The sequence below is a fragment of the Polyangium sp. 15x6 genome (assembly GCF_029960785.1).
Lineage (GTDB): Bacteria > Myxococcota_A > Polyangia > Polyangiales > Polyangiaceae > Polyangium.
On sequence record NZ_JASBQE010000075.1, the window covers coordinates 1 to 13,802 of the forward strand.

Sequence of the window (13,802 nt, forward strand, 5' to 3'; positions counted from 1 at the left end):
GGCGCGGGTTCGGCGACGGACGTCGCGGGCGGCGCAGGCGTAGGCGGCGCGGGCGGCGCCGGGGGCGCGGGCGGCGCGGGCGGAATGGGCGGCGAAGGCGGCGCGGGCGGCGGTGATCCGGGCGAGAGCTGCACGGATTCGGGCGGCCTCTCGCCCGAGGAGCTGCTCGCGCCGATCGACACGTTCGTGATCCTGATGATGGAGAATCGCTCGTTCGACCATTACCTCGGCAGCTTGCGCCTGCTCGAGGGCCGCGACGTGATTGGCCTCGACGGCACGGAAAAGAACCCGGCGCCGGACGGAACATGGATCACCGTCTCGAAGCTCGACGATTACACGCCCGAGGATCCGCCGCACAACTGGGACGCCGCGCACGCGCAGTGGAACGGCGGCAAGAACGACGGGTTCGTCCTGGCGCATGCGGGATCGGCCCAGGCGGACGTGATGGGGTACCACGTCCGCGACCAGATCCCGGTCCTGTATGCGCTCGCCGACGCGCACGCGGTTTGTGATCGATGGTTTGCCTCGGTCATGGGGCCGACGTGGCCGAACCGGTTTTACCTGCACGGCGGGACGAGCAAGGGGCAAAAGGGCAATTTGCCCGTCCTCGGCTTCGACAGCATCTTCGATTACCTGAACGAGGCCAAGGTCAGCCACAAGGTCTATTACCACGACATCGCGTGGTGCTCGGGCGGATATCTCAAGACGAACGGCCTCGCGGGCATCGAGCAATTCTTCGCGGACGCGGAGGCGGGCACGCTGCCGAACGTGGTCTTCATCGATCCGCAGTTCTTCGGCGCGGGCGCGAACGACGACCATCCGGATCACGACATCCGGCTCGGGCAGGCGCTCATCGCGAGCGTGTACACGGCGCTCGCCAAGAGCCCGCAATGGGGCCGCTCGATGTTCGTCCTGACCTACGACGAGCACGGCGGATTCTTCGACCACGTGGCGCCGCCGACCACGGACGACGACGAAGCCGAATTCGAGCAGCTCGGCTTCCGCGTACCGTCGATCGTGGCGGGGCCGTTCACGCGGAAGGGGTGCGCCGTGGGCACGCGGCTCGAGCACGTCTCGGTGATCCGCACGCTCTGCCGGCGGTTCGGGTTGCCGGCGTGGAACAAGCGAATCGCCGCGGCGAACGACCTTTCGTCGTGCATTCAGCCGGCGTACCTGTCGGACCCCCGGCCGCCGGTGGAGCTGCCGCCGGTGGATGTCTCGATGGCCGAGCTCATGGCGCGAAGGGAGCACGCGGAGACACACCCGGAGCTCCGGGAGGCGCTCGAGCGAGGGCTCGTACCGAAGGAGCTCGATCGGCGCGGGGAGGGGATGGCGATTGCGAAGAGGGTGATCGAGGCGGGGGCGCGGCTCGGGGCGGTGCGGATCCGGGATTGATCCGACGCGTCAGCCGGGCGCGCTCGGGGGCTCTTCAGCCGCCTGGGCGCGCTCGCCGCGCGTGCCGTACAGGTGCGTGAGCTCGAATGCGGCGGCGAGCGCGGGGTGCTGTGTCTCGCGGGCCGCCGCGCGCGCCGCTTTGCGCGCGGAGCGGGCGAGCGTGACGATGATTCCGTCGATCAGGTCGAGCTGCTCGGTCGCGGCCACGGTGCTCTGCCCCTCGCGCTCCTTGGCGGCGGCGCGCAAGGCGTCGGCGGCTTTTCCGAGGCGCGTGACGGCATCCGGGCCACCGCGGTCCTCGACGACGGCGGCCACGGCCTGGCCCTTCAGGACATCTCGCAGGGTATCGAGCTGCACGGCGAGCTTTTCGGCGTCGTCCTGCGTGGCGCGTGTTTGGTCCAGGGCGACGGCGATCGCATTCGCGGTGACCTCGTCGCCCTTCTCTTCGAGGTCACTTCGCCCGGCGTAAAGGATGCTGTGGGCGGTCTCGCGTGCGCCTTTTCCTTCCTTCAATGCGGCGATGAATCCCCTGTTGGTGAGCTTGCGCTGACCTGCGACCCCGGCGCGCCCGATGCCGGCGGCGATGAGCGCGTCGCGCCCGTCGGAGAGCCGCGCGACGTCGGCCGCATTGAAGCCGTGATTCTTGAGGGCGGGGGCGTATTTCAGGAGGGCTTCGAGGGTCTTGTTGGCCTGGTTCAGGGTATCGGTGGAGCCGAACTGCTTGCCGATGCGGAGGTACTCCTGCCGGGCCTTGGGCGCGATGGTGGCTGTATCGAGGGGCATGATGGTTCCTTTCCGTGAACGGAAGGAGAGGTGGAATGTTGCGCGTGGACGGTAACGCATCGGGGCGTCTCGGAAAGGGCGGATTCGTGCTCTGGAACGCTGGGGAGCGTCGCGAAGCGGGTGGGAGGCGTCGCGAAGGAGGTGCGGGGCGCCGATGTACGGCCGAGGCGGCGTCTCGAAGGAGGTTCGGGGCGTCGATGTACGGCTGGGAGGCGTCTCGAAGGAGGTTCGGGGCGTCGATGTACGGCTGGGAGGCGTCTCGAAGGAGGTGCGGGGCGTCGATGTACGGCTGGGAGGCGTCTCGAAGGAGGTTCAGGGCGCCGATGTACGGCCGAGGGGGCGTCTCGAAGGAGGTCGGGGGCGTCGATGTAGAGGTCGGGGGAGGCGAGGCGAACGGGAAGCTGATCAAGGCACGATCATCGCCGCCACATTCGTCACATTCGCCACCCCGGGCACAGCCGCCACCGTCGCCTGCGCCCCATTCACCCGCGCATGCTTCAGCGTCCCCCCCGTCGCATACACGATCTCCGCATCGGCCCCTGACAACCCTGAAAGCGCGACCGGCGTCGACGACGTCGTTTGCGGGACCTCGATCGTCGTGGCCGCGCCCCACGCCCCGTCCTTTCCACGCACGAAATACATCCCCTCGTTCAGCACGCCTCGAAACGCGACCACGAAATCTCCCGCCGCCGTCGCGGCCACCGAGGGCGAAAGCCCCGTCGTCGCCGTGCCCACGCTCTCCTCCGCGGTCCACGAATTCTGCGGCGTCGTCAGCTTGACCGTGCAGATCCGATTGTCGGCTTGCCGCACGTAGAAAACGCGCAAATCCTGATCCGCGTCGACGAGCGCGAACGGCCGCAGCCAGTTCGCCACGGGCGAGGTCGGCGCCTGCGCCGAAAGCGTCCACGCGCCCCCGGGCCCGCTCTTCGCGAGGTAATAGATATGCGCGTCGTCGCCCGCGTACACCGCATACGCCCCCGCCGCGCCGTCGCTCGCGAGAGCGGTCGCGCTCGGGCCAAACGCCGGGATCTGCACCATGCCGGCGGGCATCGGGTTGAACGGGCCGAACGCGCCGGCCTCGTATTGCGCGAAATAATGCTTGTGGTCCGTGCCGAGGAACGTCATCAGCGTGGCCACGCCGAGCGGCGACGCGGCCGGGCCGTCCTTCGCGAATCCGAAGTCGCCGACCTTCTGCACGGCCCCGAAGCCCCCGGCCTTCGTCCACGTCGCCCAGAAGAGCTCGTTGTTCTCGGCCGCATCCGCGCTCTGGCGCCGCAGGACCGCCACCACGCCCTCCGGCTTCGGCGCGAGCCCGGCCGCGGAAAACTGGAGGTTGATCGAGCCCGTGGCCCAGCCCGCGGCCGGATCGTAATGGGCTGCCCCCGCCCCAGGGCCCGCGAGCACGAGCAGCGTGCCCGTGGGATTGCCCCCGCCGGAGCCGCCCATTCCACCGGAGCCGCCCATTCCACCGGAGCCGCCCCCGTCGCCCATACCGCCGGCGCCCCCGCTGCCGCCGACGCCGCCGCTTCCGCCCGCGCCCCCGCTTCCGCCCATACCGCCGACGCCGCCGCTTCCGCCCGCGCCGCCCATCCCGGAGCTGCTGCTCGCGGACGACGATGACGACGAGCTACTCGCGGCGAGCGAGGCGCCTGCCCCGGACGTGAAATCGGGCGGCTCGGTACCTTGCGCGCAGCCGAAAAACGGGACGAACGCGGAGAGCGCGACGAACCGGGGAAACATTCCCCAGTTGTCGCGTACTTCGTGATGGCGTCAAGCTTGGAGGATGGGCAGAGGCGGGACGGATGGGGGCGGATTGCCGCCCCCATCCCGGCGGCTCACCGGATGGTGATCGCGAGCTTGTAATCGAACACGGCGATGGGATTGCCCGGCATCGCGGAGAACGGCGAGGCCTGCACGACCAGATAGTACGTGCCGCCCGCGAGGTTCTTCGCGAACGCGTGCGGCGCCGTCGCGCCGAGGCCGTCGATCGCCGAGCAATAGCCGCGCCCGCCGTCGTCGTCCGCGCCGAGCTCCGCGCCCGCCGCATCGTACAGCGTCAGGTAGCTATCGATGGGATCCGCCCCGTTCGCGCACGACTCCGCGGCCGTCCCCTCGATGATCTCGGCCCGCAGCGACTTGCCCGCCGGGACCGTGATCGCGAAGTAATCGTCGTCGTCGTGGGACATGTGCAAGCCCGTGACGACCGTGTCCCAGCCCGTCGCCGGGTGGGCCTCGCTCTGCTGGTTGTTCGGCTCGTTCTCGGGGCCGCTCTCCGTGAGCACCTTCGCCCGCAGCATGTACGAGGCGATGGTCCCGTCGTTGTTCGCCTCCTCGACGCCGACGTAATACGTGCCCGCGGCGAGGTTCATCGTCAGCGCCGAGCAGGAGCCCTCGCCGCTCACGTTGTCCGTCTCGAGGAGCTGCCCGGTCGCATCGAGCAGGCGCAGCGTGGACGTGAAGCCGCAGCCGATGCCCGTGTCGTTCAGCGTCTCGAGCACGAGCGCTGCGTCCGACGCGAGGTCGATGCGGAAGAGGTCGACGTCGCCCGCCGCGGCGATCGAGCCCGTCACGTTGGCGCTTCCCGTGAGAATCATGCCGGCGTCCGCCTCGGGCGTCGAGTTGTTCGGCTCGATCTCGGCCCCCGTCTCCAGCGCGCACGCGTCGCTGCAGCCGTCGCCCGCCGTCGTGTTGCCGTCGTCGCAGGTCTCCGCGCCGTCGAGGTAGCCGTCGCCGCAGACCGGGGTGCGATCGCAGGTCGGCTCGCAGCCGGCGCCGCCGTCGCACTCCTCGCCGCCCTCGACCACGCCGTTGCCGCAGACGGCTTCGACGGCGATCTCGAGCAGATAGCCGGGGATGACGGTGTTGTTCTCGAAGTCCTCGACCTTGACGAAGTACGTGCCCGGGGCGAGGTGCCGCGCGCCCGCGTGCGTCTTGCCCGAGATGCGCGAGCAGATGTTGATGCCGCCGTCGTCCGCCTCCGCGAGCTCGGTCGTGCCGTCCGGGCCGTAGAGCGTGATCACCGTGTCGAGCGGCAACGCGCAGCTCCCGGGGCCGTTCGCGTCGTGCGTCTGGAGGCGGACGTCCGAGACCGCGCTCAGCGTGAAGCTGTAGAAGTCGACGTCGCTGCCCGGGGTGATCGCGCCGCTCACGATGGTGTACGGCGTGAAGGGACCACTCGCGGTCGCGCTCGTGTCGTTCGGCTCCGTCTCCGGCGTCGATTCCTTGGTGCACGTAGCGTCGCAGCCGTCGCCCGGCGTCGTGTTGCCGTCGTCGCAGGTCTCGGGCGCATCGATCTTACCGTCGCCGCAGACCGCGACGCGATCGCAGGTCATCGAGCAGCCCGCGCCGCCGTCGCACTCCTCGGCGCCCTCGACCTTGCCGTTGCCGCAGGTCGCGTCGAGCGTGATTTGCAGGCGATAGCCGGGGATTTCCGTGTTGTTGAGGTAGTCCTCGACGGAGACGTAATACGTGCCCGCCGGCAGGTGCCGGGCCGCGCCGTCGCCGGGCTTCTTCGCGTCGATCTTGCCGCAAGCGCCGAGGCCGCCGAGGTCACGCTCGAGCAGGAGCGTGGTGCCGTCGGTGCCGTAGAGGCGGAGCAACGTGTCGACGCCGTTGCACGAGCCGGGGCCGTTCGCGTCGAACGACTCGACCGTGAGGTCGCTCGTCTGGTCGAGCTTGATCGCGTAATAATCGACGTCCGTGGCCGGGCTGATCGCGCCCTGGTAGAGCACCGGCGGGGCGAAGCCGCCCGAGGCCTGCGCGCTCGTCTCGTTCGGCTCCGTCTCCATGAGGACGGACGTCTCGCAGGTCGCGCTGCACGTGTCGCCGTCCATGGTGTTGCCGTCGTCGCAGGTCTCGGGCGCGTCGACGAAGCCGTCGCCGCAGACCGGGATGCGATCGCAGGTCACCTCGCAGTTCGCGCCGCCGTCGCACTCCTCGGCGCCCTCGACCGTGCCGTTGCCGCAGACCGCGTCGTACGTCACGACGAGCTTGTAGCCCGGGATCACCTTGTCGTTTCCGGCCTCCTCGACCTTCACGTAGTAGATGCCCGCCGCGAGGTGCTTGAGCGCCGCGTTCGTCGTGCCGTCGAGGCGCGAGCACGCGTTCGTGCCGCCGTCGTCGTCGGAGCCGATCACCGTGGTGCCGTCGGGCGCGTAGAGCGTGACGAGCGTGTCGATGTTCAAGCAGCTCGACGGGCCGGAGGCGTCGTACGTCTCGATGTGCAGGTCGACCGTCCTGGGCACGACGAGCTCGTACCAATCGGCGTCGCTGCCGGGGTTGATCGAGCCGCTCACGAGGACGGGCGCCTTGTACGGGCCGTTCGCCGTGGCGGAGCCGTTGTTCGGCTCGGTCTCCGAGAACGTGTCGACGACGCAGGTCGAGCTGCAGCCGTCGAGGTCCTTCGTGTTGCCGTCGTCGCACTGCTCCGTGCCGGCCTTGATGCCGTCGCCGCAGGTCGTCGTGCAGACGCTCGGCGCGCCCGTGCACGTGTAGCCGAGCTCCGGGGCGCAAGCGTCGCAGCCGTCGCCGGCCGTGGTGTTGCCATCGTCGCAGGTCTCCTCGCCCGCGGGGATGCCGTCGCCGCAGGTCGTCGTGCACACGCTGGGCTCGCCGGAGCACATGAAGCCCGCTTCCTGCGCGCACGCGGCGTCGCAGCCGTCGCCGGCCGTCGTATTGCCGTCGTCGCAGGCCTCGGCGCCGGTGATCGCGCCGTCGCCGCACTCGTCCATCATCGAGCCGCCCGCGCCGCCCTGGCCGCCTTGGCCGCCTTGGCCGCCTTGGCCGCCCTGGCCTCCCTGGCCGCCTTGGCCGCCTTGGCCGCCTTGGCCGCCCTGGCCGCCCTGGCCTCCCTGGCCGCCCTGGCCGCCCTGGCCGCCTACGCCGCCCTGGCCTCCCTGGCCTCCGGTGCCCCCGGCCCCGCCTTGTCCTTGCGGAATATCACTCCGATCGACCGCTGCGATCAGCTCGCAGCCCATGGATCCGAACGATCCCAGGCCGATCACGAGCGCCATACCAACGTGCCTCGTTAGCCTCGTCATGCGCGATTCTTCGCTCCCAATGGTTAGCGATGTCTCGCCCGACGCCTGCGCCGAGACGCGTACCCGAGGGCCTCTGCAAGCGAAGAGCCCGGACACCTCAATGAATCAACGGGCCGGCGTCAAGCCTTCATTGGTCCGTCTTCCCGTCACGCGAGCGTTGCGAGGAACGAGCCCAGGGCGTCGTTGAAGGCCCGAGGCGCATCCATGTTCACGCAGTGGTTCGCGTCCGCGATGACCACGTCCCCGCGACACGACGGATCCCGCCGGGCCCATGCGGGCCCTTGTTTCGCGATCGATCCGGCGCGGCTCAGCGCCCCGCGCACGAGCACGAACGGCTTCGGGATGCGGCCGTCCGGCTCGTCACGCATGCAGCCGAGGACCGCCATCATCACCTCGAGCGTCTCGTGCTTTTCGAGGCGCGACATCGCCTCCTGGCAGTACACACGCACGCTCTCCAAGGCCGAGATCGATTGCGCGCTGTGCCGGATCAAGGCGCCGTACGGATAGAGCCGGAGCATTGCAGGCGTGAGCCACACGCCGAGGCGCTCCATCCAGGAGAGGTCCGCCGTGTTGCACGCGCAGTCCACGAGCACGAGCGCGCGCACGCGATCGGGGTGCCTCCGGACGAGCTCCTGCGCCAGGTTCCCCCCCATGCTCTGCCCCACGTGCACCGCCGGTGGCGCGGAGACCGCGTCGAGCAGCGCCACCATGTCGTCGATCACCGTCTCGACCGTGAAACGTGTCCCCATCGGTCGCGAGAGCCCGTGCCCGCGCACGTCCCAGAGGAGCACACGATGGTGCTCGGCGAGCGCTGCGACGTTGTCGCGCCACATCCGGTGATCGAGCCCCGCGCCGTGGGTGAGCACGACGAGCGGACGCCCCGCGTCGCCGACGAGCCAGTAGTGAAGCGGACAGCCCTCTCGCTCGAGGACGCGCGGCTCCTCATCCACCAACGTCATCCCATGCAAGGTAGAAGCTCCACGCGGCGGAGAGGAGTCTCTTCACCGCCGGCAGGGAATCTCCAGCGTGAACGTGACCCCGTGGCCGGGTCGATTGTCCACGATCACCCGCCCGCCGTGCGCCTCCGCCACGCTCTTCACGATCGCGAGCCCGAGCCCCGTGCCGTCGCGATCCGCGTCGGTCGTGAAGAACCTGTCGAAGATGCGCGGCAAGATCGCGGGCGGCACGCCCGGGCCACGATCCTCCACGGCAAAACGAATCACGGCCTCGGGCGGGCCGCCCTCGACGCGGAGCCGCACGGGCTCTCCCGGCGGCGAGAATCGAACGGCGTTGTCGAGCAAGTTGCCGAGCGCCGTATCGACGTCCACGGGCCGACAGAACACGTCTTTCTTGCTGGCCAAGAATTCGAGGATCACCGGCTGATCGGGCCCCGACGCGCGCTCCTTCGCCGCGAGCGCGAGCGCCTCGAGGTCACACACGCGCATCGGCTCGGCCGAGGCCTCGATGCGCGAGAGCTGGAGCAGGCGCGAGACGAGTCGATCGAGCCGCTCGACGTCGAGCTCGATGTTCCGCAAGAAACGAACGCGCGCCTCCGGATCGTCGTGCGCGCCTTCGCCGAGCAGCTCCGCCGCGCCGCGAATCGAGGTGAGCGGCGACTTGAACTCGTGCGCGACGTCCGCGGCGAACTCCGAGATGTACCGCATGCGCGCGTCGAGCCGCTCCTTCATCGACGCGAACGACTCGCCGAGCTCGCGGATCTCGCCGCCGCCGCCGATGGGCACGACCACGTCGCGTTCGCCCGCCGCGATGCGCTTGGCCGCGCGCGAGAGCCGACCGAGGGGCCGCGAGATGCTCCACGCGAGCACGAGCGTCACGAGGCCCGTGCCGAGGAGCGCGACCGCGAGCACACGCCCGAGGCCCGAGCGGATGCGGTAGAGCTCGAAGAGGACGGGCTGCGTCGATCGCGCCACGTACACCACGCCCGTCACCACGCCGCCCGCGCGGATGGGCTCCGCGAGGAAGAGGATCACGCCCGGGTCGCGGTCGCGCACGCGCGTGCGCGTCGCCTTCGTGCCCGCGAGCGCCGAGCGCACCTCGAAGCGCTCCGCGACCAAGGGCCACTTCTCCGCCGAGCGCATGTCGAGCGCCCACCGCACGTCCCGCGCGCGCGGCAGCCGGAGCGGCGGCGGCGGCTCCGGCCCCTCGGGCGGCCCGTCCGCGTGCGAGTCGGCCACCACCTCGCCGGCCTTGTCCACGAGCCGGATCCGCGTCCGCGTCCGCTTGGCCGCCGTCGCGAGGATCTTCTCGTGCTCCGGATCCCCGAGCGCGCGGCCCGCGCCGAGGTTTTGCTCGACGAGCGAGCGCACGAGGATCGCCTGGTTCGACATGTCGCGCTCGAGCGCGTCGAGCAGCTCTCGCTCGTGGATCCGCGCGAATTCGAGCCCGATCGCGGGCACGAACAGCACGAGCAGGTTCACGACGAGCAGCCGGACGCGGATGCGGCCGAGCAGGACGAGCAGCCTACGCACCGGCGACCTTGTACCCGACGCCGTGCACCGTCGCGATCGGGTCCTCGCCGCCCGCTGCGCGGAACTTCGCGCGGATCCTGCGGACGTGCGTGTCGATCGTGCGCTCGGTGATGAGGTTGTCGTAGCGGTACGCGCGCGTCATGAGCTGGCTGCGCGAGAGCACGATGCCAGGCCGTTCGAGCAGCGCGCCGAGCAAGCCGAGCTCCGTGGCGGTGAGCGTCACGGGCGCGCCGTCGAGCCGCGCCTCGTGTCGCTCCACGTCGACCTCGATCCGCCCGTGCGTGAGCACTTTCCGTGTGGCCTCGCCTGGGGCTTCGAGCCTGCGGAAGAGGGCTTTTACGCGCGCCACGAGCTCGCGCACGGAGAAGGGCTTCGTGAGGTAGTCGTCGCCGCCGAGGTCGAGGCCGAGCACGCGATCGATCTCGTCGCTGCGCGCGGACAGGAAGAGGATCGGCACGCGACTCTCGGTGCGGATGTGGCGGCACGCGGAGAGGCCGTCGACCTCGGGCAGCATCACGTCGAGGATCACGAGGTCCACGCCTCCCTTCGCGACGGCCTCGATCGCCTCGCGTCCGTCGGTCACCACGGAGACCTCGTAGCCCTCTTTGCGAAGCGCGTACTGCAGGACCTCGCGGATGCGCGCCTCGTCGTCGACGACCAGGATGTGCTTGCTCACGTCTCGATCGGCTCCTCGGCGCGGAGGCTCTCTTCGGCTTCGAGGGCAGCGCCGAGGCCCTCGACCCGCGCCTGCACCTCCGAGACGATACCACCGATGTCCGCCGCGGAGGATCCGCTGAAGCGCGCCACCGTGACCTGCGTGCGCAGCGCCTCGGCGAGCGCGCAGAGCTCCTCCAGCGCGCGCGCGTCCCGGTCGCGCAGCGACGACAGGCGGCGGACGTTGTCGAGGTCGAGCCGCGCCGTCGCGAGCGCGCGGCTCGATCCCGAGGCGCGTTCGAGCTCGCGCACGCGCGCCTCGGCCCGCCCGAGGTCGAACGCCTCCTTGCGGAGGAGCGCTTCGAGCTCCGCGTGCCGCGCGACGCGCCGCTCGACCTCCGCCTCGATCCGCGCCGCGGCCTCCGCCGGCAGCACGCTCGCGAGCGGCGTGCCCCGCGACGCCGCGACGGCCTCCGCGAGCGCGGCTTTCACCCGGGCGAGCGCACTGCCCGCCGCGCCCTTCGGCACCTCCGCCGCGCGCTTCGCGGTCAGCGCGATCGGCGCCCAGAGCGGCCAGAGCGGCACGGCCAGCGCGGCCGACATCACCGCGCGCGAGCCCCCCGCGGGGGACGAGCGGTAGATCGCCACCGCGCAGCAGATTCCCGCGACGAGGTAGAGCACCGACAGATCCCGCAGGCTCATTGCCCGCCCTCCTCCTCGAAGTCTTCCTCGACCTCGCGCGACCGCGTGCTCCTGCCGCGCTCCCACCCGTCGGACTCCGCGGGCGCGTCGATCCGATACGGCCGGTCGCTGTAAATCGCGGCCGACGTCAGGCTCGTCAGCACGGCTTCGGCGAAGCTGCCCTCGCGGTCGCGCAGGAACGGCACGTTCACCGCGCGCGGCCGCACCAGGTACGGACGCAGGATCCACGCGGTTTGTCCGCCGACCGCGAAGAACACGCTGATGAACGCGATCGCCGTGGTGACCCGCCCTTTCCCTTCGCCGAGCCCTCGCACGAGCAAGGACAGCGCCGCGAAGCCGGCCACCGCGTACGCGCCCGACGCGACGATCGCCGCCGTGTGATACCCCATGCCGAGATCGAGCATCAGCCAGAGCGCGGGCGCGAACGCGAGCAAGACGAGCGACGATCGACCCGCCGACGCGAGCGCGAGCGCCACGATCGAGCGCATCGGCCAGGGCCTGCCGAGCACCGCGGCGAGCGCGTGGAACGCGGGCGCCGCGAGCGCGAGCGTCGCGAGCACGGCGAGCGGCACCTTCGCGGCGCCGTAGAGGATCTGCATGCCGCCGCGGAAGCTCCCGAGCACACCGCCGAACGCGGCCGCGCCGAGCGCGATCGAGGCGAGCGAGGTCGCGGCGATGGCGCGCACCTCCGGATCGTCGTCGCGACAAGCGCGGGCGATCTCTCCGGGCGCGCGGAGCAAGCGGGCGAGGACGGTGGCGCTCACTGGGCACCTCCGAAGATCGGCAGCGTGCTCCACCAGACCCGCGCCGACAGCGCCGTCGCGAAGATCGCGAAGCCGGCGAGCGCGAAGCCGCTCATCGTCCGCACGCCCGCGGAGGCGCGCCCGAGCGGCACCCCGATCGCGCCGAGAAACGCGCGCAGCCCGAAGATCCCCGCGAGCATCAGCCCGAGCCCCGCCGAGAACGCGGCGCCGACGCGCGAGCTCGACGTCGTCACGAAGAGCGCCATCGCGGGCGCGAGCCCGCCGAGCACGAGGCCCGTCGTCGCCGCCCCGCGCGCCGCGGCTTTCACCGCGGCCGGCGGATCGATCGGCGCGTCGAACAGCGTGAGCACGATGAACAGCGCGGGCACGCCGAGCCCCGCGACGGCGAGCGGCGCGAGCGGCACCGCGGCCGCGTGCTTCAGGATCGAGAGCCCGCCGTCCCGCGTCCCGATCGAAAGGCCATACAGCGCCGACAGCGCGAGCGCCGTGGCGAACCTCCGCGCGTCGTCGCGCAGCGCGCCCGCGGCGCCTTCCGGCCCGTCGCCGAGCAGCGACTTCGCGAACGACGGCGCGCTCTCGTCGGCGGGCGCTTCCGCGGCGGCGCCGGGCGGGGGCGGCGGGGGCGTGGTCCCTTGGGGTTCGGGCGGGGCGTCGCCCGCGAGGGCATCGACGTACGGGGCGTGGGCTTGCATCTTTCCTCCGGTGTGGCGGCCACGGGCCGCCCGAGACCTCCTTTTCGTATCCCGCCGGTTTGGCGCGCCTCTGCCGTCGCCGCGGAGGAGTCGTGGAATGAATTCGACGAAATTGTGGCAGGGTGGATCACGGGCGATCCACCCCTCGGCCGCCGTTCCGTTGTCTCCTCTTCGGTTTCGCTGCTAGAAGGGGTGCCATGCACGTTCTCGTCATCGGCGGGACGCGGTTCGTCGGGCCGCTCCTCGTGCACCGGCTCCTCGCGGCGGGGCACCAGGTCACCTTGTTCAATCGCGGGACCCTGCCGGATGCCTTCGGCGCGCGGATCGAGCGGCTCCGGGGCGATCGGACGACGGCCGATCTGTCCCGGCTCATGCAAAACCGCCACTTCGACGCGGCCGTCGACTTCGCCGCGTATCGCTGGGAGGACACGCGGGGCGCGGTGGACGCGCTCGGCGGCCGCGTGGGGCACTACGTCTTCATCAGCACGGGCCAGGTCTACCTCGTGCGCGAGGGCGCGCCGCGGCCTTCGCGGGAGGTCGATTATGCCGGCCCCGTCATGCCCCGCCCCACGGACGCGGACGAGCTCGGGAACTGGGAATACGGCACGGGCAAACGCGACTGCGAGGACGCGCTCGTCGAGGCCTTCCAGAAATCACGCTTCCCCGCCACGCGCGTTCGTATCCCCATCGTGAACGGCGAGCGCGACCATTATCGCCGGCTCGACCGTTATCTCGTCCGCCTCGTCGACGGCGGTCCGGTCATCGTTCCGGACGGCGGGACGCAGCCGGTTCGTCACGTTTACGCGGGCGAGGTCGCGCGGTTCCTCGTGGAAATCCTTGGCCAAAAGCAGACGTTCGGCGAAGCGTACAACGTCTGCCAGCGGGAGACGCCGTCCCTCGTGGAGCTGCTCGGGCTCCTGCGAGGAATGCTCGGATCCCGGGCGAGGCTCGCGCCCGTCGCGTCCGCGGACGTCCTCGCCGCGGGGCTCGAGCTCCGCGACGTCTCGCCGTTCAGCAGCAAATGGATGTCGATGCTGGATCCTTCGAAAGCCGAGGCCGAGCTCGGCTTCCGCCACGAGCCGCTCACCACCTCCCTCGGCAAGATCGTCGCGAGCTTCCTCGCCTACGGGTATGCGACGCCGCCGGACGGCTACGACCAGCGCGCGAGGGAGATCGCGCTCGCGGAACGCTGGCTCGAGGAGCGGGCGACCATGCGGCCCGGTCCCTCGATGAGCTTCGAGTAGCCCGCCTCCACCGGAGACGCAGCATCTGCGCCGCCACGCA

At 70.8% G+C, this 13,802-nt stretch carries 11 protein-coding genes; 2 read left to right on the forward strand and 9 right to left on the reverse strand.

Going from position 1 to position 13,802, the window contains the following annotated elements:
- Positions 1-1,395: alkaline phosphatase family protein (locus QHF83_RS37810; protein ID WP_282422915.1), on the forward strand; the 1,395-nt coding region annotated here is incomplete at its 5' end.
- Between the two features lie 9 nt (positions 1,396-1,404).
- Here the strand turns inward: QHF83_RS37810 and QHF83_RS37815 are convergent.
- The 9 genes from QHF83_RS37815 to QHF83_RS37855 all read right to left on the reverse strand — a co-directional run bounded on the left by QHF83_RS37815 (position 1,405) and on the right by QHF83_RS37855 (position 12,518).
- Positions 1,405-2,178, reverse strand: a complete 774-nt coding sequence (locus tag QHF83_RS37815; protein WP_282422916.1) for a hypothetical protein — start codon at positions 2,176-2,178, stop codon at positions 1,405-1,407.
- Positions 2,179-2,583: 405 nt separating this feature from the next.
- Complete coding sequence (locus tag QHF83_RS37820) at positions 2,584-3,918, reverse strand: hypothetical protein (protein ID WP_282422917.1); 1,335 nt, start codon at positions 3,916-3,918, stop codon at positions 2,584-2,586.
- A 95-nt stretch (positions 3,919-4,013) separates the two neighbouring features.
- The gene (locus QHF83_RS37825; protein WP_282422918.1) at positions 4,014-7,217 is read right to left on the reverse strand and encodes a DVUA0089 family protein; all 3,204 of its coding nucleotides are present in this window, start codon (positions 7,215-7,217) and stop codon (positions 4,014-4,016) included.
- Positions 7,218-7,363: 146 nt separating this feature from the next.
- On the reverse strand, positions 7,364-8,176 hold the full coding sequence (locus tag QHF83_RS37830; protein ID WP_282422919.1) for an alpha/beta fold hydrolase: 813 nt from the start codon (positions 8,174-8,176) through the stop codon (positions 7,364-7,366).
- A 42-nt stretch (positions 8,177-8,218) separates the two neighbouring features.
- Positions 8,219-9,706, reverse strand: a complete 1,488-nt coding sequence (locus QHF83_RS37835; protein WP_282422920.1) for an ATP-binding protein — start codon at positions 9,704-9,706, stop codon at positions 8,219-8,221.
- Positions 9,699-10,382: a response regulator transcription factor gene (locus QHF83_RS37840; protein ID WP_282422921.1), complete on the reverse strand. Its 684-nt coding sequence runs from the start codon at positions 10,380-10,382 to the stop codon at positions 9,699-9,701. The genes QHF83_RS37835 and QHF83_RS37840 overlap by 8 nt, the downstream gene beginning before the upstream one ends.
- A complete protein-coding gene (locus tag QHF83_RS37845; protein WP_282422922.1) occupies positions 10,379-11,062 on the reverse strand; it encodes a hypothetical protein in 684 nt (227 codons plus the stop codon). Before QHF83_RS37845 ends, QHF83_RS37840 begins: the two co-directional genes overlap by 4 nt.
- Positions 11,059-11,826, reverse strand: a complete 768-nt coding sequence (locus QHF83_RS37850; protein ID WP_282422923.1) for a hypothetical protein — start codon at positions 11,824-11,826, stop codon at positions 11,059-11,061. Before QHF83_RS37850 ends, QHF83_RS37845 begins: the two co-directional genes overlap by 4 nt.
- Entirely contained in the window at positions 11,823-12,518 is a 696-nt protein-coding gene (locus QHF83_RS37855) for a hypothetical protein (protein ID WP_282422924.1), read from the reverse strand. Before QHF83_RS37855 ends, QHF83_RS37850 begins: the two co-directional genes overlap by 4 nt.
- A 197-nt stretch (positions 12,519-12,715) precedes the next feature.
- Between QHF83_RS37855 and QHF83_RS37860 the strand changes: the two genes are divergently transcribed.
- Positions 12,716-13,762 carry an NAD-dependent epimerase/dehydratase family protein gene (locus QHF83_RS37860; protein ID WP_282422925.1) on the forward strand — a complete coding sequence of 349 codons (1,047 nt, stop codon included), beginning with the start codon at positions 12,716-12,718 and terminating at the stop codon, positions 13,760-13,762.
- Positions 13,763-13,802: the final 40 nt, after the last annotated feature.

Excerpts from the sequence above, each read along its gene's own strand:
- QHF83_RS37815 (WP_282422916.1), bottom strand. The coding sequence starts at position 2,178 with ATGCCCCTCGATACAGCCACCATCGCGCCCAAGGCCCGGCAGGAGTAC.
- QHF83_RS37820 (WP_282422917.1), bottom strand. The coding sequence starts at position 3,918 with ATGTTTCCCCGGTTCGTCGCGCTCTCCGCGTTCGTCCCGTTTTTCGGC.
- QHF83_RS37825 (WP_282422918.1), bottom strand. The coding sequence starts at position 7,217 with ATGACGAGGCTAACGAGGCACGTTGGTATGGCGCTCGTGATCGGCCTG.
- QHF83_RS37830 (WP_282422919.1), bottom strand. The coding sequence starts at position 8,176 with ATGACGTTGGTGGATGAGGAGCCGCGCGTCCTCGAGCGAGAGGGCTGT.
- QHF83_RS37845 (WP_282422922.1), bottom strand. The coding sequence starts at position 11,062 with ATGAGCCTGCGGGATCTGTCGGTGCTCTACCTCGTCGCGGGAATCTGC.
- QHF83_RS37855 (WP_282422924.1), bottom strand. The coding sequence starts at position 12,518 with ATGCAAGCCCACGCCCCGTACGTCGATGCCCTCGCGGGCGACGCCCCG.
- QHF83_RS37860 (WP_282422925.1), top strand. The coding sequence starts at position 12,716 with ATGCACGTTCTCGTCATCGGCGGGACGCGGTTCGTCGGGCCGCTCCTC.